Here is a 21443-nt window from a genome sequence, read left to right as displayed (position 1 = left end):
TCAGCCCCCCGCCGCCGACAGCGCCGAGCACGCGCCGCACGCCGCGCAGCCGGCGGCCTGGTCGGCGCCGCGCATCCCGGCGGCCTGCAGGACCTTGGCGACGCGGGCGGTGACCTCGGCGAGGAGCTCGGGGTCGGGCGCGGGGTCGCCGTCGGCGAAGGCGAGCGTGCCCGGGATCGGGCGGTAGGGGACGACGAAGGGGTAGACGCCGCGGTCGACGAGCTCGGCGGCCCCGGCGACCAGCTCGTCGGGATCCTCGCCGAGCCCGACGATGAGGTAGGTCGAGACGGCGTTCGGGCCGAACAGGCGCACGCTCTCGTCCCAGGCGAGCCGGTACTGGCTCAGCGGGACGGTGGCCTTGCCCGGCATCCAGTGGGCGCGCACGGCGTCGTCGAGGGACTCGACGTGGATGCCGATCGTGTCGGCGCCGGCCGCCTTCAGCTCGTGCAGCGCGGCGAGGTCGGACGGCGCGGGCGGCTCGCACTGGACCTGGATCGGCAGCCCGGGCACCGCGGCCTTGATCGCGCGCACGCAGCGGGCGAGGTGGCGGGCGCCGCGGTCGCGGCCGTTGGTCGTCCCGGTGGTGAGCACCATCTGCCGCACGCCGTCGAGGCGGACCGCGGCCTCGGCGACCTCGGCGAGCTGCTCGGGCGTCTTCACGGCCGTCGTCGCGCCGGAGCGCAGCGACTGCTCGATGGCGCAGAAGCGGCAGCGGTCCTCGCTGTCGTCGTCGGCTCCGTAGCGCACGCAGGTCTGCACGACCGTCGTCGCCAGGACGTCGTCGCCGTGCAGGCGGGCGATCTTCTCGTACCCGACGCCGTCGGCGGTGCGCAGGTCGTAGAAGGCGGGGCGGGCGACGGTGGCGACGTCGACGCCGAGGTCGGTGACGCCGCCGTCGGGACCGGTGCGCACGAGCCGCCCGTTGCGCAGGCGGTAGGGGCTCGCGGGGTCGATGGGGACCGTCGTCCGGAGCCCGTCGACGAGGAGGTGGCCGTCGGCGGACGGGCCGGCCCCACCGGGGCGGCGCAGGGGGATCGTCGCGCCGAGGTCGGTGGTGGTGCTGTCGGTGGTGGTGCGGTCGGTGGTGCGGTCGGTGGTGCGGTCGGTGGTGCTGTCGGTGGTGCGGTCGGTGGTGCTGTCGGGGAGGTCGAGCGCGACGCCGCGGACGGCCACTTCGGAGCGGGCGGACAGCCCGGGATCGGATGTGATGGCGGACCTCCAGGACTCTCGGTGCGGGGTGGCTTGGGGCCGGTGCGGGGTGGTCCCGCACCGGCCGCGGCGCGTCAGAGCTGGTAGGTCGAGTTGATGATCGCGCCCTTGCGGGCGTAGTGGATGAGCGCGTCCTGGACGTCGAGCGGGTGCGTCGGGATGACGCCCTCGATGAGGTCCTCCTCGCGGGCGCCGTGCAGCGACAGCCCGAAGCGGCAGCAGTAGACCTTGCCGCCCTCGCCCATGAACGTCTTGAGCTGGTCGTTGATGTTGTGCTCGCCGGGGAACGCCGAGGTGCCGGTGGTGGGGAACCCGCGCGTGGCCAGGCAGTTCAGGGAGCCGGGGCCGTAGAAGTACATGGCCGACTCGAAGCCCTTGCGCAGCGCGCGGGTGGCCTGCAGGACGGCGACGAAGCTGACCGACGACTCGTGCGCGATGCCGTGCACGAGGGTGAAGTAGGTCTCGCCGTTCTCGGCCTGGAGGTCGGGGAAGACCTTGGTGCCGCCGTAGATGCTCGAGCCCTCGGGCAGCGACGGGTGCGGGATCTCCTCGAGGCTCTTCTTCTCGACGTCGGAGAGCTCGGTGCTGGTCATGGTTCTCCTCGGGCAGCCGGGGTGGGACACGGTGGGACGGACGGCGCGGGCGTGCGGCGCCGGGCATCGTGGGGAGGGAGCGGGGTCCTCGCCGACCCCGCGGGAGGAGCGGCGGGACCGTTCCTCGCTGCGACCCAGCACACCAACGACCGATTTCCGAAGTGTTTCCTCGTGACTACGAGAGCGGGTCGTCCTCCCCCGCGTGTTTCACCGCGGTGACCCACCTACGAGCGATGCGGCATCGCTGGCGTTCAACGCCAGGATCGCCACACCGTCGGCGACGGGACACGCCGGGCCAGGGGTTCACGTGCCCCTCGCCGCGTCGGGACCACGGCGGGACCGCCGAACGCCGCCACGAGCAGCAACGCCCTGCGCCATCCCCATGGTGCGGTCGGCCGGCGTGCGCGCGGCCGGTCCCCATCCCCCCGCGGCGTCCACAGGGCAGCACGACGACGCTCACGCTCCGGCGGACGACCGACCGACACTCCCACCGTGCGACACGGAGACTGGCTCGGCGATCCCGACCTGCTGACCGCGGTGAGCGTCGAGGGGGTCGTCGCGGTGCGCACGCTCGTCGCGCTCGGGATGGACGAGACGACCGTCTATCGCCGGTGCCGCCACGGCGGCCCCTGGCAGCGCCTCCTGCCCGGGATCATCCTGCTCCACAACGGCACGCCGACACGCCGCGAGCGCGAGATCGCCGCCCTCGTGTACTGCGGCGAGGGCGCGATGCTGACGGGCGTGGCCGCGTGCCGGCACCACGGACTGCGCCGCCTCCCCGACGACGACGACGTCGTGCACGTGCTCGTCCCCGCCCATCGACAGGTGCGCAGCGTCGGCTTCGTCCTCGTGGAGCGGACCACCCGCCCGCCGCGCCCCGTCGAGCGGGGCGGCCACGCCGTCGCGCCCCTGGTCCGGGCGATCCTCGACGAGGCACGTCGCCGGCGGGCCCCGAGGTCGATCTCCGCGTTGCTGGCCGAACCCTGCCAACGCGGGATGCTCCTGCCCGAGCACCTCGAGGAGGAGCTCGAGGCCGGGTGCCGCAAGGGCACCGCCGCGCCCCGCCTCGTCCTGCGCGCGCTGCTCGCCGGGGTGCACTCGGCGGCGGAGTTCGACGCCCGCGAGTGGTGGCTCGCGAGGGACCTGCCTCCGGCCGGGTTCAACGTGCGTCTCCTGCGACCCGACAGGCGACTCCTCGCCGTGGTGGACGCCTACGTGGAGGATGTCGGACTGGTGTGGGAGATCGACTCGGTGGAGGCGCACTTCGCCACCCCCGAGCAGGTCGAGGCGACCGTGCGACGGCGCCGGTCGCTGCGGGACGCCGGTCTCGTCGTCATCGGCTCACGACCGACACAGATCCACGACGACCCGAGCGGGGTGGAGGACGACATCCGCGAGGGCCTCACGGTCGCTGCTCTGCTGCCGGCCCCGCGGGTCGTCGCGGTCACCGAGCTGCAGCCCCACGCCTGAGCCCACCTCACGGCGTGTCGCGGCATCGAGGATGTGGCGATCCTGGCGTCAGACGCCAGCGATGCCGCATCGCTCGTACGGCCGGGGGTCAGCGGAGGGTCGGGGTGGAGCCGTCGCCCGTCTCGATGCCGCCGGACGGGTAGTAGTAGGTCCCCGTGGAGGAGCTGGTCGTCCCCGCGAGGTTGTTGACCACGCTGGACAGGAAGACCGTGATCGACGTCCCGGCGTCCGCCAGGGTCGAGGCGCCGTCGCGCGTGTTCTCGGCGGCGTCCTGGGGGTTCGAGATGATCGCGAACAGCACCAGGATGATGACGATCGTGCCGATGACCCGGGCGAGCATGGTCACAGCATCACCCCATCGTGACGCCGAGTAAACCTCGGTGTGGCGCTCAGTCGCCGACGAGCCGGTCGAGCGGCACGTCCGTGAACCCGATCGGTGGAGGGACGGCCTGCGCCCGGTCCACATCGGGCGGTCCGACCGGTCGTCGCGGCTCAGGGACCCTCGACGGGATCGGCCGGGGCCGGCGTGCGGTCCGCACGAGGAGACGGTCGCCGACGACCGTGCCGAGGTACGCGTCGGACGGGTCGAGCACGTCGTCACGGGGCTCCGGCGTCGTCTCGTCTGCCCAGGGGAACCAGCCGATCCACCGGTCACCGGTGTTCCACAGGTACGGCAGCCCCGGCCGGTACCAGGCGATCCAGCGCCCGTCGGACGCGAAGAGGCGCACGACCAGCCCGACCGGCGCCCGGCCCCGCGCGGTCACGTCGCCGCCCGGTAGCGCCGCACGGCGACGGCGACGACGTCCGGGTGCTCGCCCAGCGGCTCGGCGACGACCGCCGCGCCCGCGCCGGCGAGCCACCGGTGGAACGCCCCGGGCGCGAGCAGCCAGCTCGCCACGACGACCCGCGGTCCCCGCGACCCCGCCGACGCCACCACCGACGCCACCCGGGGCTCGCCGCCGGCGATGTAGCCGACCGGCACCTCGTGCCCCACGCGCGCGGTGAGCAGCGCCGCCGCGGTGTCCAGGTCCCCGCGGGCGCGCGGGTCGGTCGAGCCCGCCGCGGCGAGCACCACGGTGTCGCCGGGCTGCGCACCGGCCTCCGCGAGCCGGTCGAGCAGCACCCCCACCAGCTGCGGGTCGGGCCCGAACGCCTCGGCGACGACGACGTCGGTGCGGCCCGTGGCCGCGAGCTGCTCGGGCACGTCGACGCGCACGTGGAACCCGGCGGCCAGGAACGCCGGCACGATCACGACGGGGCCGGCGAGCCCGGCGAGCGACTCGGCCATCGTCGGGCTCACCACGTCGGCGTAGGCCAGCCGCACCTCGACGTCCGGCACGGCCCGCGCCACCGCGGCGGTCAGCCGTTCCCACGTCTCGCGGCCGGCGGCGTCCTGCGTGCCGTGGGCGAGCAGGAGCAGGGCGGGAGCGCTCACACGCCCGCCACGGCGCGCGCGTGCTCCTCGAGCCGCTTCACCATCGCGCCCAGGCGGAACCGCTCCGGCGCGATGCCGACGACGCCCAGGCGCTCGAGCGGCGCGCCGGTCACCGGCCCCACGCAGCAGGCGAGCACCCCGCCCCCGTCGAGGCCCGCGCGCAGCGCGGCGACCACCTCGGCGCGCAGACCCCGCGCCTCGGCCCGGTGCACGAGCCCCTCGACCGCTGGCGCGCTCGTGAAGGTCACCGTGTCGACCGCGCGCGCCACGATCGCGTCGATGAGCGCGTCGACCGCGGGCAGGTCCGGCGGCGGCTCCCACCGGTAGACGTCGACGGTGGTCACGTCGGCCCCGGCCGCGCGCAGCGCCGCGAGGAAGTCCGTCATGGGGTCGCCGTGGCGCTGCACCACGACCCGGGTGCCGTCGACCCCGGTCGCGAGCAGGTGCTCGAGCACCTCGGGCGACGACTCCGTCGCGTCCGCCGACCACGCCTCCCGCAGCCCCGCGCCGCGGATCGCCCCGCGCGCCTTGGGGCCGCGCGCGAGCAGCGTCACCGACGCCAGCACCCGCGCCAGCTCCTCGCCCAGCCCCCAGCTCTCGGCGACCTCGAGCCAGCCCCGGAACCCCTGCCCGGTGGTGGCGACGACGACGGCCGGCGGGTCGGCGAGCAGCGCCCGCGTGGTGGCGGCGAGCTCCGCGTCGTCCTCCAGCGGCACGATCCGCATCGTCGGGCCGTGCACGACCTCCGCGCCCTTGCGGCGCAGCAGGTCGAGCTGGTCGTCGGCGCGACGGTCGGCCGTCACGCCGACCCGCCACCCGGTCAGCGGCCCGCTCACGATCACACCTCCAGGATAGGTCGTGACGAGGCGCGACGGCGTCGGTACGGGGATCAGACCTCCGCGTAGGAGACGCGCGTGCCGGTCCTCGGGTCGGTCGCCGCCGTCGCGTTGCGCATGTAGACGGCGAACGTCACCGCCATGCAGGCCGCGTAGAAGACCAGGAACGCCCAGAACGCCGGCGCGCCCGACTGCGTGGCCTGGAACGACGACCGGAACGCCAGGTTGATGAGCAGGCCGCCGAACGCGCCGACGGCCGCGGTGATGCCGATCGCGGCGCCGGAGATGCGCCGCGCCCACAGCAGCGCGGTCTCCCGGTCCCACCCGCGCTCCTCGGTCGCGGCGAGAGCCTTGGTGCGGAAGATCGACGGGATCATCTTGTACGTCGAGCCGTTGCCGATGCCCGACGTGATGAACAGCAGCACGAACCCGACGGTGAACAGGGCCAGCGAGTCGATGCCCGACGCGACGATGCAGATCACGGTGGACACCGCCATCGCCGCGAAGTTCCAGAAGGTGACCTTCACGCCGCCGACGCGGTCGGAGAGCCAGCCGCCGACGGGGCGGATCAGCGACCCCAGCAGCGGACCGATGAAGGTCACCGCCGCGGCCTGCAGCGGGGTCCGGCCGAACTGGTTCTGCAGGACCAGGCCGAAGGCGAAGCTGTAGCCGATGAACGACCCGAACGTCCCGATGTAGAGGAACGCCATCACCCACGTCTGGGCGTCGCGGGCGGCCTCCCGGAGCGCGCCGGCGTCGTTGCGCACCGACGCGATGTTGTCCATGAACAGCGCGGCGCCCACCAGCGACAGCACGATCAGCGGGATGTAGACCGCGAGCAGCAGGCGCGGCGCGTCGGGGCCCGCGGTCGCGATGACCAGCAGGCCGACGAGCTGGATGACGGCCACGCCCAGGTTCCCGCCGCCGGCGTTGATGCCGAGCGCCGCGCCCTTGGCCCGGTCCGGGAAGAACGCGTTGATGTTGGTCATCGACGACGCGAAGTTGCCCCCGCCGAGCCCGACGAGCGCCGAGATCACGACGAACGTGGTGTACGAGGTGCCGGGCTCCATGACCACGGCCAGCAGGATCGTCGGCACGAGCAGGAGCGCGGCGCTGATCACCGTCCAGTTCCGCCCGCCGACCACCGCGACGGCGAGGCTGTAGGGCAGGCGCAGCGCCGCCCCCACGAACGTCGCCACCGAGACCAGCAGGAACTTGCCGGCCGCGTCGATGCCGTAGTCGGGCCCCATGAAGAGCACGAGGACCGAGAACAGGGTCCAGATCGAGAACCCGATGTGCTCGGAGAAGACCGAGAACCACAGGTTCCGGTTCGCGATCCGCTTGCCCGTGCGCTGCCAGAACGTCTCGTCCTCGGGACGCCAGTCCTCGATCCAGCGTCCGCGCAGCAGCGCTGCGGTCATCGTCTCGCCTCCTCACCCGGCCGCGGGGCAGCCGGTCGGTGGTGGAGAGGCGGACGTTAGGAAGCCGGTGTGACGCGGGCGTGACCGCGGGTTGCCGTGGCGGGAACGCACCGTGCGTGCCGCGTCACCCTGCCGAGTCCAGGACGGCGGGCTCGGGACGGCGCGCTCAGGACGGCGGCAGCAGGCTGCCGACGAGGCGCGCCGCGTGCTCGAGGCCCTGCAGCGACTCGCGGGTGCACGAGGGGTGCTGGGCGTGCACCGCGAGCCGGAACAGCAGCGCGTGCAGCAGCATCTGCGGCCACGCCGCGAGGTGCGACCAGCGCGTGAGGATGCCGGGGTCGGCGCCGCCCCAGGCCAGGGCGTCGATGACGACGACCGCCGCCGCCCACTCCACGGGGCGCCAGAACGGCACGAGGTCGAGCACCGCGGGCGGCGCGCCCGGGTCGGACGGGTCGAAGAGCACGGTGCCGAACAGGTCGCCGTGCACGAGCTGTGACGGGCGCTCCAGCGCACGCCGGCGACGGGCGAGCTCGCCGAACAGCGTGCCGCCCGTCTCGGGGTCGAGCGGGACGGTGCGCTCGCCGAACGCCGCACGGTCGGCGCGGGCGAGCAGGTCGTCGCGGTCGTCGACCAGGCGGGGGCGCTCCAGGCGCGCCGTCGCCCGGTGCAGGCGCAGGGAGGCGGCGACGACGTCGTCGTGGCGCGGCTCGACGCGGCCCGCGACGTCGTGGCTGGCGGCCCACCCCGCCACCACGCGGCGGCCGTCGCTGGCGCGCACCGGCCGCGCGAGGCGCAGCCCGTCGACGCCGACGGTGGCGAGCTCCTCGATCGCGCCCGCCGACCACGCCGCCAGCACGGTGTCCGCGACCGGTCGCAGCACCAGCGAGTCGCAGCGCCAGGCGGGGCCGGGGAGGTCGGGGCGCGGCCGCGGCACGGCGTCGCGCACGCCGAACGCGGTGCGGACGTGCTCGGGCGGGCCGTGCTCCAGGCGCGGGTCCGACCCGGCGGCCCCGGTAGCCGTGCCCGCGACCGCCTCGGCGTCCTCGGCCTCGGGCGGTGGGGCCTCGGGCGAGGGCGCCGTCTTGTGCGTGGGCGCGGCGGTCACGCTGCGCACGCTACTCGCGCGCGGGGAGCGACCCCCTCAGCCCGACCCGGCGTGTCTCGGTACTTCTACCAGACCTTGTACGGCAGGAACTTGCCGTTGAACGTCAGCTTCACCCGGTCGCCCTTGGGGTCCTCGACGCGCTCGAGGTCGAGGGTGAAGTCGATGGCGCTCATGATGCCGTCGCCGAACTCCTCGCGGATGAGCTCGTGGATGCTCGTCCCGTAGACCTGCAGGGCCTCCTGGAGGCGGTACGTCACCGGCTCCGTCGGGTCGTGGGCGAGGTCGCCGCGCACCGGGGGCAGGGTCAGGGCGTCGACGGTGACCTCGTCGAGGTCGAGCAGGTCGCCGATCGTGCGCGCCTGCTCCGCGTCGAGCGGCTGCTGCCCGAGCAGCGCCGACGTCGTCCAGACCAGCGACCGGTCCAGCGCCTTCGCGAGCTCCGCCCAGCTGACGCCCCGGGCCTCCTTCGCGCGCACGATGTCGCGGCCGGCCTCGAGGCGGTCGTCCTTGTCGCTCATGACAGCCCTTGTACCCGGGCCAGACGCGCGGTCCACCGGTCGCGCGCGGCCGGATCCGCGGCGTAACACGCGAGCAATGCGGGATCCGGCTCCGGCGGCCGGCGGGGGACGTCGAGGTAGCCGTCCACCGGGTACAGGGGGGTGGCGACGACGTCGCCGGCGAGCAGGTCCGCCGTGCCCAGCCCGCAGGCGTACGGCAGCTCCGGCAGCGCCCCGGCGAGCGCGAGTCCCGCGGCCAGGCCCACCGAGCTCTCCACCGCCGACGACACGACGCACGGCAGCCCGATCTCCTCGGCCACCCGCAGCGCCGCGCGCACCCCGCCCAGCGGCGCGACCTTCAGCACCGCGACGTCGGCGGCCCCGGCGCGCGCGACGCGCAGCGGGTCCTCGGCCCGGCGGATCGACTCGTCCGCGGCCACCGGCACGTCGACCCGGCGGCGCACCGCGGCCAGCTCGTCGACCGACGCGCACGGCTGCTCCACGTACTCCAGCCCGCCCGCGGCCCGCGCCAGCGCCGTGATCGCGGCGACGGCACCGTCGACGTCCCAGCCGCCGTTCGCGTCCACCCGCACCCGCCCGTCCGGGCCCAGCGCGTCGCGGACCGCCTCGACCCGGGCGAGGTCGTCGCGCGCGTCCTGGCCCTTCTCGGCGACCTTGACCTTGGCCGTGCGCGCACCGGAGTCGCGCACCATCCGGTGCGCCTGCCCGGGCCCGACGGCGGGCACGGTGGTGTTGACCTCGACCCGCTCGCGCACCGGCGCGGGCCAGCCCTCGTGCGCGGCCTCGCGCGCGCAGCGCCACCAGCCGAGCGCCTCGGCGTCGTCGTACTCGACGAACGGGCAGAACTCGCCCCAGCCCGCCGGGCCCTCGACCAGCGCGGTCTCGCGCGCCGTGATCCCCCGGAACCGGGTGCGCATCGGCAGCGCCACGACGAAGACCCCGCTCATCGCGCCTACCCTAGATCGGTGCGCGCCGTGGAGCCGGTCCCGACCGACGGGAGCCCGCGGGCCGCGGCACACCTCGGCGAGCTCGCGGCCGCCGCGCTCGACGGCGAGGGTCCCGCGGTGCTGCCGACCGGTCCCGGCGAGCAGGCCCCGGCCGCGGCGCTGACCGCCCCGGTCGACGACGACGTCGCGGCCGTCGTCACGACCACGGGCTCCACCGGCGACGCCAAGGCCGTGCTGCTCCCCGCGTCCGCTTTGCGCGCCTCGGCCGACGCGACCCACCGGCGGATCGGCCCGCCCGGGCGCTGGCTGCTCGCGCTGCCCGCCCACCACGTCGCCGGCCTCCAGGTGCTGCTGCGCTCCGCGCACGCCGGGGCGCCCGCCGCGGCGATGGACCTGCGCGAGGGGTTCCGCCCCGACGCCTTCGCCGCGCTCGCGGGCGAGGCCGGCGCCGCCTACACCTCGCTCGTCCCCACCCAGCTCGGGCGCCTGCTCGACGCGGGCGGCGCCGCGCTCGACGCGCTGCGGTCGTTCACCGCGGTGCTGCTCGGCGGGGCGGCCGCGGACGTCGCGCTGCTGGAACGGGCCCGCGCGGCGGGGGTCCCGGTGGTCACCACCTACGGCATGAGCGAGACCTGCGGCGGCTGCGTCTACGACGGCCGCCCGCTCGACGGCGTCACCGTCGACCTCGAGCCCGACGGGCGCATCGTGCTCGGCGGGGGGACGGTCGCGGCGGGCTACCGGGGCGCGGTGTCCGACGCCGACCGCGCGGCCTTCGCCGCGGACGGACGTTTCCGCACCAGCGACCTCGGCGCCTGGTCCCCCGACGGCCGCCTCGCGGTCCTCGGGCGCGCCGACGACGTCATCGTCACCGGCGGCGAGAACGTCGCCCCCGCGACCGTCGAGCGCGCGCTGCTCGCCCAGGTCGGGGTGCGCGAGGCGTGCGTGGTCGGGGTGCCCGACCCCGAGTGGGGCGCCCGCGTCGTGGCCGCCGTCGTCGGGGACGGGCTCGACGGCGAGGCGCTGCGGGCGGCGGTCGCGCCGGACCTCGGGCGGGCGGCGCCGCGGGCGGTGGCGGTGCTCGACGCCCTGCCGCTGCGCGGGATCGGCAAGCCCGACCGGGCGGCCCTGCGGGCCTACCTGGCCGGCTCCCCGGGCGGCTCCTTGGGCTCCAGTGACCGCACGTAGGTCACGCCCTCGTCGACCCAGCCCTGCAGCGCGGCGTCGTCGAGCTCGCCCTCGACGTCGAGCCAGCCGCGCATCGGGCGCCCGCGCATCTCCGTCGGCCGGGCGCCCGCGCGATCGAGCAGGGTCTCGGCGCGCGCCGGGTCGATGCGCACCATCAGCCCGCCCCGGCTGCCCGCGCAGACGGCCATGTGCCCGCCGAGCAGGAACGCCTGACCGCCGAACATCCGCTTCTCGGTGAGGTCGTCGTGCCCGGCGAGCAGGGCGTGCAGCCGCTCGGCGAGCTCGGTGTCGTAGGCCACGGGCGGAGTATGGCGAGCTTCGTGCCCCACGTCACCGCCCGACGTCACCGTCCGGGCTGCGCAGCGCGCTCGTCATCGCCGACTCGAGGTGGCTGATGTCCTCGCGCAGCAGCGCCAGCGCCGCCCAGGGCCCGGCCTCGACCTGCCGGCCCTCGTGCCGCCGCACGCCGGAGAGCGCGACGTCCACCAGCACGTCGGCCACCGCCTCGGCGTCGCCGTCGTGGTCCGGGCGGTACCACCAGGCCACCCAGTTCGCGGTGCCGAGCATCGCGAGGGCGACCGTCCGCGCCGGCAGGGGCCGGAAGTGGCCCGCCGCCACGGCCGCCTCGATCATCCCGGTGAGCAGCGCCAGCACGCGGCGCCGGGCCGCGCGGTGCACCTCGGCGATCTCCTCGGGCAGGTCGGGCTCGCTGCGGTCGAGCAGCCGGAAGCGCGACGTGTTGTGCGCGTTGTTGACGATGATCCGCCGCAGCGCGAGCTCGACGCGCTCGCCCGCGTCGAGGTCCTCGCGCGCCGCCGACTCCTCGAGGATCTCCACCACGCGCTCGAGCACGTCACGGACGAGCGCAGCGAGGATCTCCTCCTTGTTGCTGACGTAGTGGTACAGCGCGGGCCGGCTCACGCCCATGGCGTCGGCGATGTCCTGGAACGACGTGTTCGCGTAGCCCTTGGTCGCGAACAGCCGGCCCGCGTGCTCCAGCAGCTCGTCGGCCACCAGCCGTCGGCGGCTCTGTTGCCGTGCCATCCCCGCCCCCCGCTCGGCCTCGTCCCCGGCCGGTCCCGCCCCATCGTGCCCGTCGGCGCCCTACCCCGCGCAGACCAGGTCGGTGCGCCCCGCGACGAGGCCGGCGGTGAGGTCCCCCAGCGTGTCCGGCGGCCCCTCGACGACGACCAGCGCCCCGGTCTCCTCGCGCAGCCGCTCGCCGACGTCGAGGCGCGTGAGGACGGCGCCGCGCGCCGCCGGCCCGGTCAGCCAGAAGCCGTGCCACCCGCGCTGGGCGAGGTCGTGCAGCCGCTTGACCAGGGCGTCGCCGTCGGCGCTCCACGGGTCGTCGAGGTCGACCGCGACGCGGGCCAGGTCGCCGGCGGTGTCCTCGGGGGGCGCCGAGAGACGGTCGCGGTCGGCGGGGTCGAGCAGGCGCCCGGGCCAGTGGCGACCGCCGTGGTCGAGCGGCCGGTCGAGCACCCAGGCGGGGAGGTCGTCGGGCAGGGCGGCGAGGTCGGAGCCGTCGGTGCCCGCGTACGCCGCCAGCCCGCGGCGCGCGACGTCGGGGCTGGTGCCGGCGAAGCGCGTGAGGTCGACGTTCCCGGTGCGGGTCATGTAGGCGACCATCAGCTGGTCGACCGGCAGGTGCGTGCGCTGCGGGAACGAGTCCCACCACAGTCGGCTGCGGCGCGCGAGCTCCTGGAGGCGTTCGACCTGGGGCCGGCGCTCCGCCTCGTAGCCCCGCAGGGCCGACGGCAGGTCGCCGGCGGCGTCGACCGCGCGGACCAGCGCGATCGCGTCCTCCATCGCGAGCTTGGTGCCCGACCCGACCGAGTAGTGCGCGGTGTGCGCGGCGTCCCCGAGCAGGACGACGTTGCCGTGGGTCCACCGCTCGCAGTGCACGGTGCGGAACCGCAGCCAGCGGGTGCGGTTGCCGATGAGCCGGTGCCCGCCGAGCCGGTGGGCGAACGCGTCCGACAGGTAATCCAGCGACGCGGTGTCCGACGCGTCGGGCGGCGTCTCCTCGGTCGTCGCGTCGAACCCCGCCGCCCGCCACGTCGCCTCGTCGGTCTCGACGAGGAAGGTGCTGCGACCTCCCGCGTAGGGGTAGGCGTGCGTGACGAACGTGCCGTGGGCGGTGGTGGCGGGCGCGAAGATCGCCGTGTCGAGGGCGACGTCGACGCCGGCCCAGAGGTAGAGCCCGCCGGCGACGTCGACATGGGCGCCGAGCTCGTCGGCCAGCGCGGCGCGGGTGCGGCTGTTGACGCCGTCGGCCGCGACCACGAGGTCGGCGTCCAGGTCCTCGACCGCGACCCGGCGTCCGTGCTCGATCTCGACGCCCGCCGCCCGGGCGTGGCGGGTGAGGATCGCCAGCAGCTCCGGGCGCGCGATGCCGATGAGCGCCCCGTTGTGGACGCGCGCCTCCCGGTCGCCGACGAGCATCCGCATGTCGTGCGGGCGCCCGGCGGCGAGCATGTCCGCGAGCGTCGCCGGGTCGGCGGCCTCGAGGTTGCGCTGGGTCCGCGCGGCGATCGCGACGCCGAACCCGAAGGTCGTCTCCGGCGTCGACTGCTCGTGCACCACGACCCGCGCCGCGGGGTGGGCGAGCTTGAACAGACGCGCGGCGTACAGGCCCGCCGGGCCGCCGCCGAGCACCGCGATGCTGCCCAGGTTCACGACGGGCTCCCCTCGTGCTCGAGCTTGGCCGCGATGTCGGCGCGCAGGTCCTTCTTCGAGACCTTGCCGACCGAGGTCAGCGGGAACGCCGCGACGGCCTCCACCCGCTCCGGCAGCTTGAACCGTGCGAGCCCCTGGTCGAGCAGGAACGCGGTGAGCTCCTCGAGCGTCGGAGCCGTCTCCCCCGCGGGCACGACGTAGGCGCAGAGGCGCTCGCCGAGCACGGCGTCGGGCATCGCGACGAGCGCGGCCCCGTGGACGGCCGGGTGGCGCACGAGCAGCTCCTCGACCTCCTCCGCGTGGATCTTCTCGGCCCCGCGGTTGATGACGTCCTTGATGCGACCGTCGATCGCGTAGAAGGGGACGCCGTCGACGACGTGGCGCGTGACGAGGTCGCCGGTGCGGTAGAAGCCGTCGGCGGTGAAGGCGTTCCCGTTGTGCGCCTCGGCCCGGTAGTAGCCCGGGATCGTGTACGGCCCGCGGCAGGCCATCTCGCCCAGCTCGCCGTCGGCCACCTCGTCGTCGGTGCCCACGTCGAGCACGCGCACCTCGTCGGCGGGCGAGATCGGCGTGCCGACGGTGTGCCGGCGGACCCATCGGGGGCTCTCGGGCGGCGTGTACAGGAACATCCCCTCGGCCATGCCGAACATCTGCTGTGTCGGGATGCCCAGCTCGGCCTCGAGACGGTCGAGCAGCTCCACCGACGGGCGCTGCCCGCCGAGGGCGAACCTCCGGAGGCTGCGCAGGTCGGTCCCGCGGGCCCGCGGGTGGTCGAGCAGGCGGATCGCGACGGCGGGCGGCACGACGGGCACGACGGTGACGCGCTCGCGCTCGACCAGCTCCAGCACCGTCCCGGCGTCCGCGTTGGGCGCGAGCACGAAAGTGCCGCCCGTGAGGTGCGCCGGCTGCAGGGCCGCGGCGATCCCGGCGTTGTGCATGATCGGCAGCGGGTGCATCACCACCGAGTCCTCGTCGAGCTCGAGGGCGCGCGCCCAGGCCAGGAAGTTGTAGGCGTACTCGTGGTGACGGCGCGGGGCGACCTTGGGCAGGCCCGTCGTGCCCCCGGAGAGCTGGAAGGCGACGACGTCGTCGGGGTCGAGGTCCGGGAGCGCCGTGGCCTCCGTGGCCTCCGCGGCCTCCGCGGCCAGGAGCTCGTCGAACGCGACCGCCCCCGCCGGCGCGGGCCCGCGGACGACGATGAGCGTGTCCAGCCCGTCGACGGTCTCCTGCAGGCGCTGCCCCTCGGCGACGAGGTCGCGGCGCGGGGCGTCGGCCTGCACGAGGTGGCCGCGCGCGCCGGTGTGCTCGGCGAGCAGGCCGATCTCGCGCACGCCGTGCTGGGGCAGCGTGCAGACCGGCACGATGCCGGCCTTGACCGCGCCGTAGTAGGCGACGACGGTCTCGGCGACGTTCCCGAGCTGGACCATCACCCGGTCACCCGGGCGGAGCGGGGTGCGCGTCAGCAGCCCCGCCGCGAGGGCGTCGCTCGCGGCGTCGAGGTCGGCGTACGTCCAGCGGGACTCCGGGGTGACGAGCGCGGGGTGCCCGGGTCGGCGGCGCACCACGGCGCGCAGGACCTCCCCGAGGGGCTCGGTGCCCCAGTGACCCTCGCGGCGGTAGCGGTCCGCGAGCTCGGGCCGGAACGGCGGCGACGGGGCCGGCGGGGCTGAGAGTGCCGGCGGTGCCGGCGGGACGGTCTCGACCGACATGGTGGCTCCTCCTCTCGCGTCGACGCGCGTGTCAGGCCTGGACCCGGGCGGGGGCGGCGGCAGGGGTCGCATCCGTGGTCCGGGCGGTGTCGTCGGCGGGGTCGGCGGTGCTCGTGGCGCGGGGCACCAGGGCGCAGGCGACCGCGCCGAGGACCGCTACCAGGGCGAAGATCGCGACGTTGCCGCCGAGCCCGACCCCGGCCGAGAGCAGCGCCCCGCCGAGGACCGGGCCGGTGACGGCGCCGAGACGACCGATCCCGCTGCTGACCCCGAGCGCGGTGGCGCGGTGCGCGAGCGGGTGGTGGGCGGCGACGTAGCCGTAGACGACGATCTGGTTGCCGGTGGTCGCGGCGCCGGCGACGAAGACCAGCGCGTAGAGCACGACCGTCGGCAGCGGCACGGCGATGAGCAGCAGCGACGCGGTCGCGAGCACGAACAGGGTGGTGGCGATCCAGCGGCTGCCGAACCGGTCGGCGAGCGACGAGCCGACGAGCCCGCCGACGATCGCGCCGAGGTTGAGGACCAGCAGGAACGCCAGCGCCGAGCCCAGCGCGTAGCCGGCGCCGCGCATCAGTTGCGGCAGCCAGGTGTTCAGGCCGAAGACCAGCAGGAAGCCGCAGAAGTTGGCGACCACGAACAGCAGCGTCGCCACGGCGGCGCGCCCGCGGAAGAGGGTGCGGACCTGTCCGCGGGCGGCCCGCGCCGCGCCGGCGACGAACCCGGGCGACTCCGGCAGCAGCCACAGGGCCAGCGGGACGAGCGTGACCAGCGGCAGCGCGCCCACCGCGAACAGCACCCGGAACCCGGCGGGCTCGAGCAGGAACAGGGCGAGCAGGGCCGCGAGCACGCCACCGAGCGGGAAGCCGCACAGCATCAGGCCGTTGATCATGTGCCGGCGGGCGGCGGGCGCGACCTCCATGACGAGGGCGATCGCCGTCGGCGGGATGCCGCCGAAGCCCAGCCCGCCGAGGAACCGGAAGACGCCCAGCGCGAGCGGCGTCGGGGCGAGCGCGGCGAGCAGCATCATCAGCGAGAACCACGTCAGGGCGACGATGAAGAGCCGGCGGCGGCCGAACCGGTCGGTGAGCGTGCCGGCCGTGATCGCGCCCAGGAACATGCCGAGCAGCGCGTAGCTCCCGATGGCGCCGACCTGCGCCGGGGTCATGTCCCACTCGGGGTGCGCCAGCAGCGCCGGCACGGCCGAGCCGTAGACGATCAGGTCGTAGCCGTCGAACACGATCGCGCCGAAGCAGATCGCGACGGCGGCCGCGGCGCTGCGCGGCGAGATGCGGGCGGCCGGGCCCGTCGATGTCGGGCCTGCCGATGCCGGGCCTGTCGATGCCGGAGTGGGGGATTCCGAGGACGACACCGTCGTCTCCCTTCGTGGTGACGCCCGCGGACCGTGGCGGGCGTCACGACGGTAGGACCATCTCGACAAAGGTGTCAATTTTTCGACACTCGTGAACAGGGCCCGGCACGTGCGCCTCCTCCCGCGTGGCCCCCCGTAGGGGCGCGGGTCAGGCCGCGACGCGTGCTCGTCCTCCGAGCCGGGGTTGTCGGTCCGGGTCGATCCAGCTCGGCGGCGTGAACCAGGGCAGGCCGTCGACGATCGCCACGGCCCAGTGCCCGTGGTGGACCAGCTGGTGGTGGAACCTGCACAGCAGGGTCACGTTGTCCAGCGCCGTCTCGCCGCCGTCCTGCCAGTGCTCGACGTGGTGCGCGTGGCAGCGCCGCGGCCGTCGGGTGCAACCGGGGAACGCGCACCCGCCGTCGCGGAGGACGAGCGCGCGGCGGATGGCCTCGGGAACCGTGTACGACAGCCGCCCGACGTCGAGGGGTTCGGAACGGCTCCCGAGGACCACCGGGACGATCCCGGCGTCGCACGCCCACCGGCGCACGGTGTCGACGTCGACGGCGACGCCGGAGTCCAGCGTGCCGTGCCCGGTCGCCGCGCGGAGCCAGCGGTGATCGATGGTGATCGTCAGCAGCGCGCGGCCGGCTCCGGCCACCGGCTCCGGGGAGGCGCGCCCGCCGCGCGGCGCGGGGGACGGTGCCTGCGGCACCGGACCGGCCGCGTCGGCGGGCCCCTCGGCGTCGACGGGCTCGTCGGCAGCGGCGCTCGAGGAGCCCTCGCCACGAGCGTCGGTGGCCACACCGGTCGCCCCGAGGGCGTTCTGGGCGAGGTCCTTGAGGGCGTCGGCGTGGCGTCGCGGCAGGTCCCGATCGTCGTGGGGACCGGCCGGGGTGGACAGCAGGTCGAACACCTCGACGATCGTCTCGGCGTCGAGCGGGTCCTGGACCCGGCCCTTGATCGCCAGCGACCCGTCCCGGCGGCGCACCAGGCGCAGCTCGTCGTACCGGTCGGCGTCGTCCGGCGGAGCGACCCCGTCCGGGTCGAACTCGGCGATCAGCCGCTCGGCGACCTTGCGCAGCATCCGCGGCGGCATCCCCGTCGCGGCCTCGGCGAGGATGCGCTCGCAGCCGGCGAGGTCGACCGTGGAGATGGCCTCCAGCCGCCCCAGCCGTGCCATCGTCCGGCGGATCACCGCCACCTGCTCCGGGCCGGTCCGACCCTCGGCCAGCGCGAGCGCCGTGCAGGGGTAGCGCGGCGGCAGCAGCTCGCCCTGCAGCGACCGGCGCGGCACGAGGTCCTCCGCCTCGTCGACCCACCGCTTGGCCTCCGCCCGGTCGACCAGCCCCAGGTCGCCCACCAGCCGGTCGACCACGCGATCGCCGGTCTGCAGGGCGACGCCGAGACGGTCCAGCTCGGCGACGTCCTCGAGCCGGCGGTAGTACTCGCGCCGGGACGCGACGAGACGCCGCCGGGCGCGGTCGAGCGCCTCGCGCTCCGCCGGCCCGACCACGTCTTCGCTCATGTGTTCGACGGTAGACCGCACCCCCGACAGCCCCGCCGGTCAACGCTGAGACCGTCTCAGCGACCGGCGGGCCGGTCGAGGGTCCAGCTCCTAGGCTCCCGGCCCATGGTCGACACCGACGCCCCGCTCTTCGACCCGACCGCGTGGCGGCAGGTGCCGGGGCACGACTTCACCGACATCACCTACCACCGCCACGTCGAGCTGGGCTGCGTGCGGATCGCCTTCGACCGTCCCGAGGTCCGCAACGCCTTCCGGCCGCACACCGTCGACGAGCTGGCCACCGCCCTCGAGCACGCGCGGACGAGCGCCGACGTCGGCGTCGTGCTGCTCACCGGCAACGGGCCGTCGGCGAAGGACGGCGGGCACGCCTTCTGCTCCGGTGGCGACCAGCGCATCCGGGGGCGTACGGGCTACCAGTACGCCGAGTCGGAGACCGAGGTCTCGGCCGACGAGAAGGGTCGCGCCGGGCGGCTGCACATCCTCGAGTGCCAGCGACTGATCCGGTTCATGCCCAAGGTCGTCATCGCGGTCGTCAACGGGTGGGCGGCCGGCGGCGGGCACTCCCTCCACGCGGTGGCCGACCTGACGCTGGCCAGCGCGGAGCACGCCCGCTTCAAGCAGACCGACGCCGACGTCGGGAGCTTCGACGCGGCGTTCGGGTCGGCGTACCTGGCCCGCGCGGTCGGCCAGAAGTTCGCCCGCGAGATCTTCTTCCTGGGGCGGACCTACACCGCCGAGCAGATGCACGCCATGGGCGCGGTGAACGAGGCCGTGCCGCACGCCGAGCTCGAGACGACGGCGATCCAGTGGGCGCGGGAGATCCTCGGCAAGTCGCCTCAGGCGCAGCGGATGCTCAAGTACGCGTTCAACCTCCCCGACGACGGCCTCGTCGGCCAGCAGCTCTTCGCCGGCGAGACGACCCGGCTGGCGTACATGACCGACGAGGCCACCGAGGGCAAGGACGCTTTCCTGCAGAAGCGCGCGCCCGACTGGAGCCCCTTCCCCTGGTACTACTGAACGGTCACGGCAGCGGGCCGCGGACCTGCACGGACTCGCCCTCGGGCCGTTCGGTGCCGGCGCGGCGGGCGTACCCGGTGACACCGGGCGTCGAGGTCAGGGTGTGCACGAGCACCGAGACGCAGATTGCGAGCGACCCCGCGGCGAACAGGCGCTCGTACTCGGGCAGGCCGTAGCGCTCGACGTAGGCGATGTAGTAGATGCCGGCCACACCGAGGGGCCCGAACCACGCGAGGAAGGTGCGGGAGGTCCGGCCCGTGTCGGTGGGCAGGAGCGCGAGCCAGACCACCGGCGGCCGCCGCACGAGGAGGACCCACACGCCGAAGGCGACCCCGAGCACGCCCAGCTCGGCCCATCCCGGCCAGGGCAGGACGGTCCCGAACACCCCGAAGACCGCGACAACGGCGAAACGGGCGGCCGCGGTGAGGGTCGTGCTCTGCGCCTCGCGCACTGTCTCGGGCAGGGTCAACGACACTGTCAGCGCGGCCACGAAGGCCCCTAGGATGCCGCTGCCACCGAGCAGGTGCGCCACCCCGAGGGTCAGGAGCGCCAGCGCGACCCCGACGAGCGGGAGGTAGCTCTCGGCCACGAGCTCCTCACGCTCGGAGAAGCGCAGCAGGCGTCCCGCGAGCCACCCCAGCGCCACCCCGACGACGACGGCCACACCGACGCCCCGCGCGGCCTCCCCGAGCCACTCCGTCACCGCCGACCCGGCCGGCCGGGTGGCGAGCAGGCCGGCGAGCAGCACGAAGGGCAGGGCCAGCCCGTCGTTGACCGCCGACTCCCCCTGCAGGCTGGTCCGCAGGCGGCTCGGCAGCATCCGCGACGGCAGGACCCCGCTGACCAGGGCCGACGCCACGGCCGGGTCGGTGGGGGTGAGGGTGGCGCCGAGCACCAGGGCCACCACGACGGGCAGGCCGAGGAGGAACCAGCCGCCGAGCGCGGTGAGCAGCCACATCCCCGCCATGCCCACGGTGAGCAGCAGCGCGAGGCGGGCGGCGTTGCTCCGCAGGTCCTGGCGCGTGAGCTTGAGCCCGATGTCGGCCACCGACAGCGCGAGGGCGACCCGGGTGACCTCCTCCAGCAGTGGACCTCGCGGGAACGTCAGGGTCGGGTCGACCCAGCCCAGGGCGGCAGGCCCCACCGCCGTGCCGAACAGCAGGGCGAGGAGGACCGGCGAGAGCGAGTTGCGCTTGAGCAGGCGAGAGGAGAGACCGAGGACGAGGACGGCCCCGGCCAGGAGGGAGAGCACCGTGTCCACGGCCGCCGCGCTACCCGAACGCGGCGAACGACCAAACGGCCCGGGAAGGACGGCGCCGAGGACGAGACGCCCGTGGAGCCGGGGCAGTTCGTCGCGGTCACGGTCACGCGTCGAGCTGTCGTGCGGGGAACACACGGACCGGTGAACCCCGGAGCCCGAGTCGGCGTGCGATCGCCGGGATCGCCGGGTCGGCGAGGAACCCGTCGTAGTCCTGCTGGTCCCAGTCGAACACCGACCACACCCGGTGCGGGTCCTCGGGATCGACGTAGGCCCGGGCCGCGCGGCAGCCGTGCTCCCGCCGTTTCTCCACGCCGACGGTCTCGAAGACCTCCAGGAAACGATCAGGGTCGGTGGCCCTGGCGACGGTGACGATCACGGCTGGTGCTCCTCCGTCCGGTGGGTCCTCCGGACCGTAGGAGCTCGATCGCGGTCGAGGCCGAGGTCGAGGTCGAGGTCGAGGTCGAGGCCGAGGTCGAGGTCGAGGCCGAGGTCGAGGTCGAGGCCGAGGTCGAGGCCGAGGTCGAGGTCGAGGCCGAGGCCGAGGTCGACGCCGAGGCCGAGGTCGAGGCCGGCTGCCCTTCCGTCACGATCCCCCCGGGACGACCGACCGCTCGATATCGGGTGCCGGCGGCGCGGCCCCGCTGCCACTGTCCGGGCGTGCCCGCCACCGTCCGCACCTTCGCGCCCGCCGACCTCCCCCGTGTCGTCGAGCTCTCCCTCGAGGCCTGGGCGCCCGTGTTCGCGTCGATCGAGGCGCAGCTCGCCGGGTCGGGGGTGTTCGAGCGCCAGCACCCGGACTGGCGTGCGGGCCAGCAGCGCGCCGTCGAGGCGGCGTGCACCGACCCGGCGCACGCGGTCTGGGTGGCCGAGCAGGACGGTGAGGTCGTCGGCTTCGCGGTCGGGGCCGAGCACGCCGACGACGCGATGGGCGAGATCGTCATGATCGCCGTCGACCCTGCCCACCAGCGCGCGGGCATCGGGAGCGCGCTCACCCGCGTCGCCGTCGACCGCTTCGCCGAGCGCGGGCTGACGACGGCCATGGTCGAGACGGGCGGCGACCCGGGCCACGCCCCCGCCCGTCGGACCTATGAGCGCGCCGGCTTCACCTCGATGCCGATCGTCCGGTACTTCACGGCGTTGCCGCCGCCCGGTACGGCCGCCGCCGGTCCGGTGCGCTGA

General features: G+C 75.1%; 22 protein-coding genes. 4 read left to right on the top strand and 18 right to left on the bottom strand.

Annotation, left to right across the window (positions count from 1 at the left end; translation table 11 throughout):
• Positions 1–1173 carry an MSMEG_0568 family radical SAM protein gene (locus tag ACYX4T_RS25805; RefSeq protein WP_476012063.1) on the bottom strand — a complete coding sequence of 391 codons (1173 nt, stop codon included), beginning with the start codon at positions 1171–1173 and terminating at the stop codon, positions 1–3.
• A gap of 110 nt (positions 1174–1283) precedes the next feature.
• A complete protein-coding gene (locus tag ACYX4T_RS25800; RefSeq protein WP_476012062.1) occupies positions 1284–1802 on the bottom strand; it encodes an MSMEG_0572/Sll0783 family nitrogen starvation response protein in 519 nt (172 codons plus the stop codon).
• 492 nt (positions 1803–2294) lie between these two features.
• On the opposite strand from ACYX4T_RS25800, the gene ACYX4T_RS25795 reads away from it, so the two are divergent.
• Positions 2295–3272, top strand: a complete 978-nt coding sequence (locus ACYX4T_RS25795) for a hypothetical protein (protein ID WP_476012061.1) — start codon at positions 2295–2297, stop codon at positions 3270–3272.
• Positions 3273–3360: 88 nt separating this feature from the next.
• Here ACYX4T_RS25795 and ACYX4T_RS25790 read toward each other — a convergent pair whose 3' ends face one another.
• The 8 genes from ACYX4T_RS25790 to ACYX4T_RS25755 all read right to left on the bottom strand — a co-directional run bounded on the left by ACYX4T_RS25790 (position 3361) and on the right by ACYX4T_RS25755 (position 9534).
• Complete coding sequence (locus ACYX4T_RS25790; protein ID WP_476012060.1) at positions 3361–3618, bottom strand: hypothetical protein; 258 nt, start codon at positions 3616–3618, stop codon at positions 3361–3363.
• Between the two features lie 43 nt (positions 3619–3661).
• Positions 3662–4036, bottom strand: a complete 375-nt coding sequence (locus ACYX4T_RS25785; RefSeq protein WP_476012059.1) for a hypothetical protein — start codon at positions 4034–4036, stop codon at positions 3662–3664.
• Positions 4033–4707 carry a sirohydrochlorin chelatase gene (locus ACYX4T_RS25780; protein WP_476012058.1) on the bottom strand — a complete coding sequence of 225 codons (675 nt, stop codon included), beginning with the start codon at positions 4705–4707 and terminating at the stop codon, positions 4033–4035. The genes ACYX4T_RS25785 and ACYX4T_RS25780 overlap by 4 nt, the downstream gene beginning before the upstream one ends.
• Positions 4704–5543, bottom strand: coding sequence for a uroporphyrinogen-III synthase (locus ACYX4T_RS25775; protein WP_476012057.1), 840 nt, complete (start codon positions 5541–5543; stop codon positions 4704–4706). Before ACYX4T_RS25775 ends, ACYX4T_RS25780 begins: the two co-directional genes overlap by 4 nt.
• Before the next feature lie 53 nt (positions 5544–5596).
• Positions 5597–6964, bottom strand: coding sequence for a nitrate/nitrite transporter (locus ACYX4T_RS25770; RefSeq protein ID WP_476012056.1), 1368 nt, complete (start codon positions 6962–6964; stop codon positions 5597–5599).
• 166 nt (positions 6965–7130) lie between these two features.
• On the bottom strand, positions 7131–7952 hold the full coding sequence (locus ACYX4T_RS25765) for a TIGR02569 family protein (protein ID WP_476015374.1): 822 nt from the start codon (positions 7950–7952) through the stop codon (positions 7131–7133).
• Positions 7953–8134: 182 nt separating this feature from the next.
• A complete protein-coding gene (cynS, locus tag ACYX4T_RS25760; protein ID WP_476012055.1) occupies positions 8135–8587 on the bottom strand; it encodes a cyanase in 453 nt (150 codons plus the stop codon).
• The gene (locus tag ACYX4T_RS25755) at positions 8584–9534 is read right to left on the bottom strand and encodes an o-succinylbenzoate synthase (RefSeq protein WP_476012054.1); all 951 of its coding nucleotides are present in this window, start codon (positions 9532–9534) and stop codon (positions 8584–8586) included. Before ACYX4T_RS25755 ends, cynS begins: the two co-directional genes overlap by 4 nt.
• 27 nt (positions 9535–9561) lie before the next feature.
• Between ACYX4T_RS25755 and menE the strand changes: the two genes are divergently transcribed.
• A complete protein-coding gene (menE, locus tag ACYX4T_RS25750) occupies positions 9562–10719 on the top strand; it encodes an o-succinylbenzoate--CoA ligase (RefSeq protein WP_476015373.1) in 1158 nt (385 codons plus the stop codon).
• On the opposite strand, the gene ACYX4T_RS25745 is transcribed toward menE, so the two are convergent.
• The 6 genes from ACYX4T_RS25745 to ACYX4T_RS25720 form a co-directional block, all read right to left on the bottom strand.
• Positions 10668–11018, bottom strand: a complete 351-nt coding sequence (locus ACYX4T_RS25745; protein ID WP_476012053.1) for a TfoX/Sxy family protein — start codon at positions 11016–11018, stop codon at positions 10668–10670. The two genes, menE and ACYX4T_RS25745, sit on opposite strands and share 52 nt — an antisense overlap.
• A 31-nt stretch (positions 11019–11049) precedes the next feature.
• On the bottom strand, positions 11050–11763 hold the full coding sequence (locus ACYX4T_RS25740; protein ID WP_476012052.1) for a TetR/AcrR family transcriptional regulator: 714 nt from the start codon (positions 11761–11763) through the stop codon (positions 11050–11052).
• A gap of 60 nt (positions 11764–11823) precedes the next feature.
• A complete protein-coding gene (locus ACYX4T_RS25735; protein ID WP_476012051.1) occupies positions 11824–13401 on the bottom strand; it encodes an FAD-dependent monooxygenase in 1578 nt (525 codons plus the stop codon).
• Entirely contained in the window at positions 13398–15110 is a 1713-nt protein-coding gene (locus tag ACYX4T_RS25730) for an AMP-binding protein (protein ID WP_476012050.1), read from the bottom strand. The genes ACYX4T_RS25735 and ACYX4T_RS25730 overlap by 4 nt, the downstream gene beginning before the upstream one ends.
• A gap of 31 nt (positions 15111–15141) precedes the next feature.
• The gene (locus ACYX4T_RS25725) at positions 15142–16479 is read right to left on the bottom strand and encodes an MFS transporter (RefSeq protein ID WP_476012049.1); all 1338 of its coding nucleotides are present in this window, start codon (positions 16477–16479) and stop codon (positions 15142–15144) included.
• Between the two features lie 148 nt (positions 16480–16627).
• Positions 16628–17986 carry an HNH endonuclease signature motif containing protein gene (locus tag ACYX4T_RS25720; RefSeq protein ID WP_476012048.1) on the bottom strand — a complete coding sequence of 453 codons (1359 nt, stop codon included), beginning with the start codon at positions 17984–17986 and terminating at the stop codon, positions 16628–16630.
• Positions 17987–18091: 105 nt separating this feature from the next.
• Here ACYX4T_RS25720 and ACYX4T_RS25715 point away from each other — a divergent pair, with 105 nt between their 5' ends.
• A complete protein-coding gene (locus tag ACYX4T_RS25715) occupies positions 18092–19003 on the top strand; it encodes a 1,4-dihydroxy-2-naphthoyl-CoA synthase (RefSeq protein ID WP_476012047.1) in 912 nt (303 codons plus the stop codon).
• A 4-nt stretch (positions 19004–19007) separates the two neighbouring features.
• Here the strand turns inward: ACYX4T_RS25715 and ACYX4T_RS25710 are convergent, their stop codons facing one another.
• Positions 19008–20264, bottom strand: a complete 1257-nt coding sequence (locus tag ACYX4T_RS25710; RefSeq protein WP_476012046.1) for a cation:proton antiporter domain-containing protein — start codon at positions 20262–20264, stop codon at positions 19008–19010.
• A gap of 103 nt (positions 20265–20367) precedes the next feature.
• Positions 20368–20640, bottom strand: a complete 273-nt coding sequence (locus tag ACYX4T_RS25705) for an antibiotic biosynthesis monooxygenase (RefSeq protein WP_476012045.1) — start codon at positions 20638–20640, stop codon at positions 20368–20370.
• Between the two features lie 5 nt (positions 20641–20645).
• Between ACYX4T_RS25705 and ACYX4T_RS25700 the strand changes: the two genes are divergently transcribed.
• Positions 20646–21443: a GNAT family N-acetyltransferase gene (locus ACYX4T_RS25700; protein ID WP_476012044.1), complete on the top strand. Its 798-nt coding sequence runs from the start codon at positions 20646–20648 to the stop codon at positions 21441–21443.

This window comes from Actinomycetospora sp. ABD4_176, from assembly GCF_056311855.1.
Note: the sequence above shows the minus strand (reverse complement) of the source record. Positions and strands in the feature narration are given on the sequence as shown.

Bases quoted from the DNA above. Each gene is read 5' to 3' on its own strand.
- ACYX4T_RS25770 (WP_476012056.1), bottom strand. From the start codon at position 6,964: ATGACCGCAGCGCTGCTGCGCGGACGCTGGATCGAGGACTGGCGTCCC.
- ACYX4T_RS25800 (WP_476012062.1), bottom strand. From the start codon at position 1,802: ATGACCAGCACCGAGCTCTCCGACGTCGAGAAGAAGAGCCTCGAGGAG.
- cynS (WP_476012055.1), bottom strand. From the start codon at position 8,587: ATGAGCGACAAGGACGACCGCCTCGAGGCCGGCCGCGACATCGTGCGC.
- ACYX4T_RS25740 (WP_476012052.1), bottom strand. From the start codon at position 11,763: ATGGCACGGCAACAGAGCCGCCGACGGCTGGTGGCCGACGAGCTGCTG.
- ACYX4T_RS25715 (WP_476012047.1), top strand. From the start codon at position 18,092: ATGGTCGACACCGACGCCCCGCTCTTCGACCCGACCGCGTGGCGGCAG.
- ACYX4T_RS25720 (WP_476012048.1), bottom strand. From the start codon at position 17,986: ATGAGCGAAGACGTGGTCGGGCCGGCGGAGCGCGAGGCGCTCGACCGC.
- ACYX4T_RS25730 (WP_476012050.1), bottom strand. From the start codon at position 15,110: ATGTCGGTCGAGACCGTCCCGCCGGCACCGCCGGCACTCTCAGCCCCG.
- ACYX4T_RS25755 (WP_476012054.1), bottom strand. From the start codon at position 9,534: ATGAGCGGGGTCTTCGTCGTGGCGCTGCCGATGCGCACCCGGTTCCGG.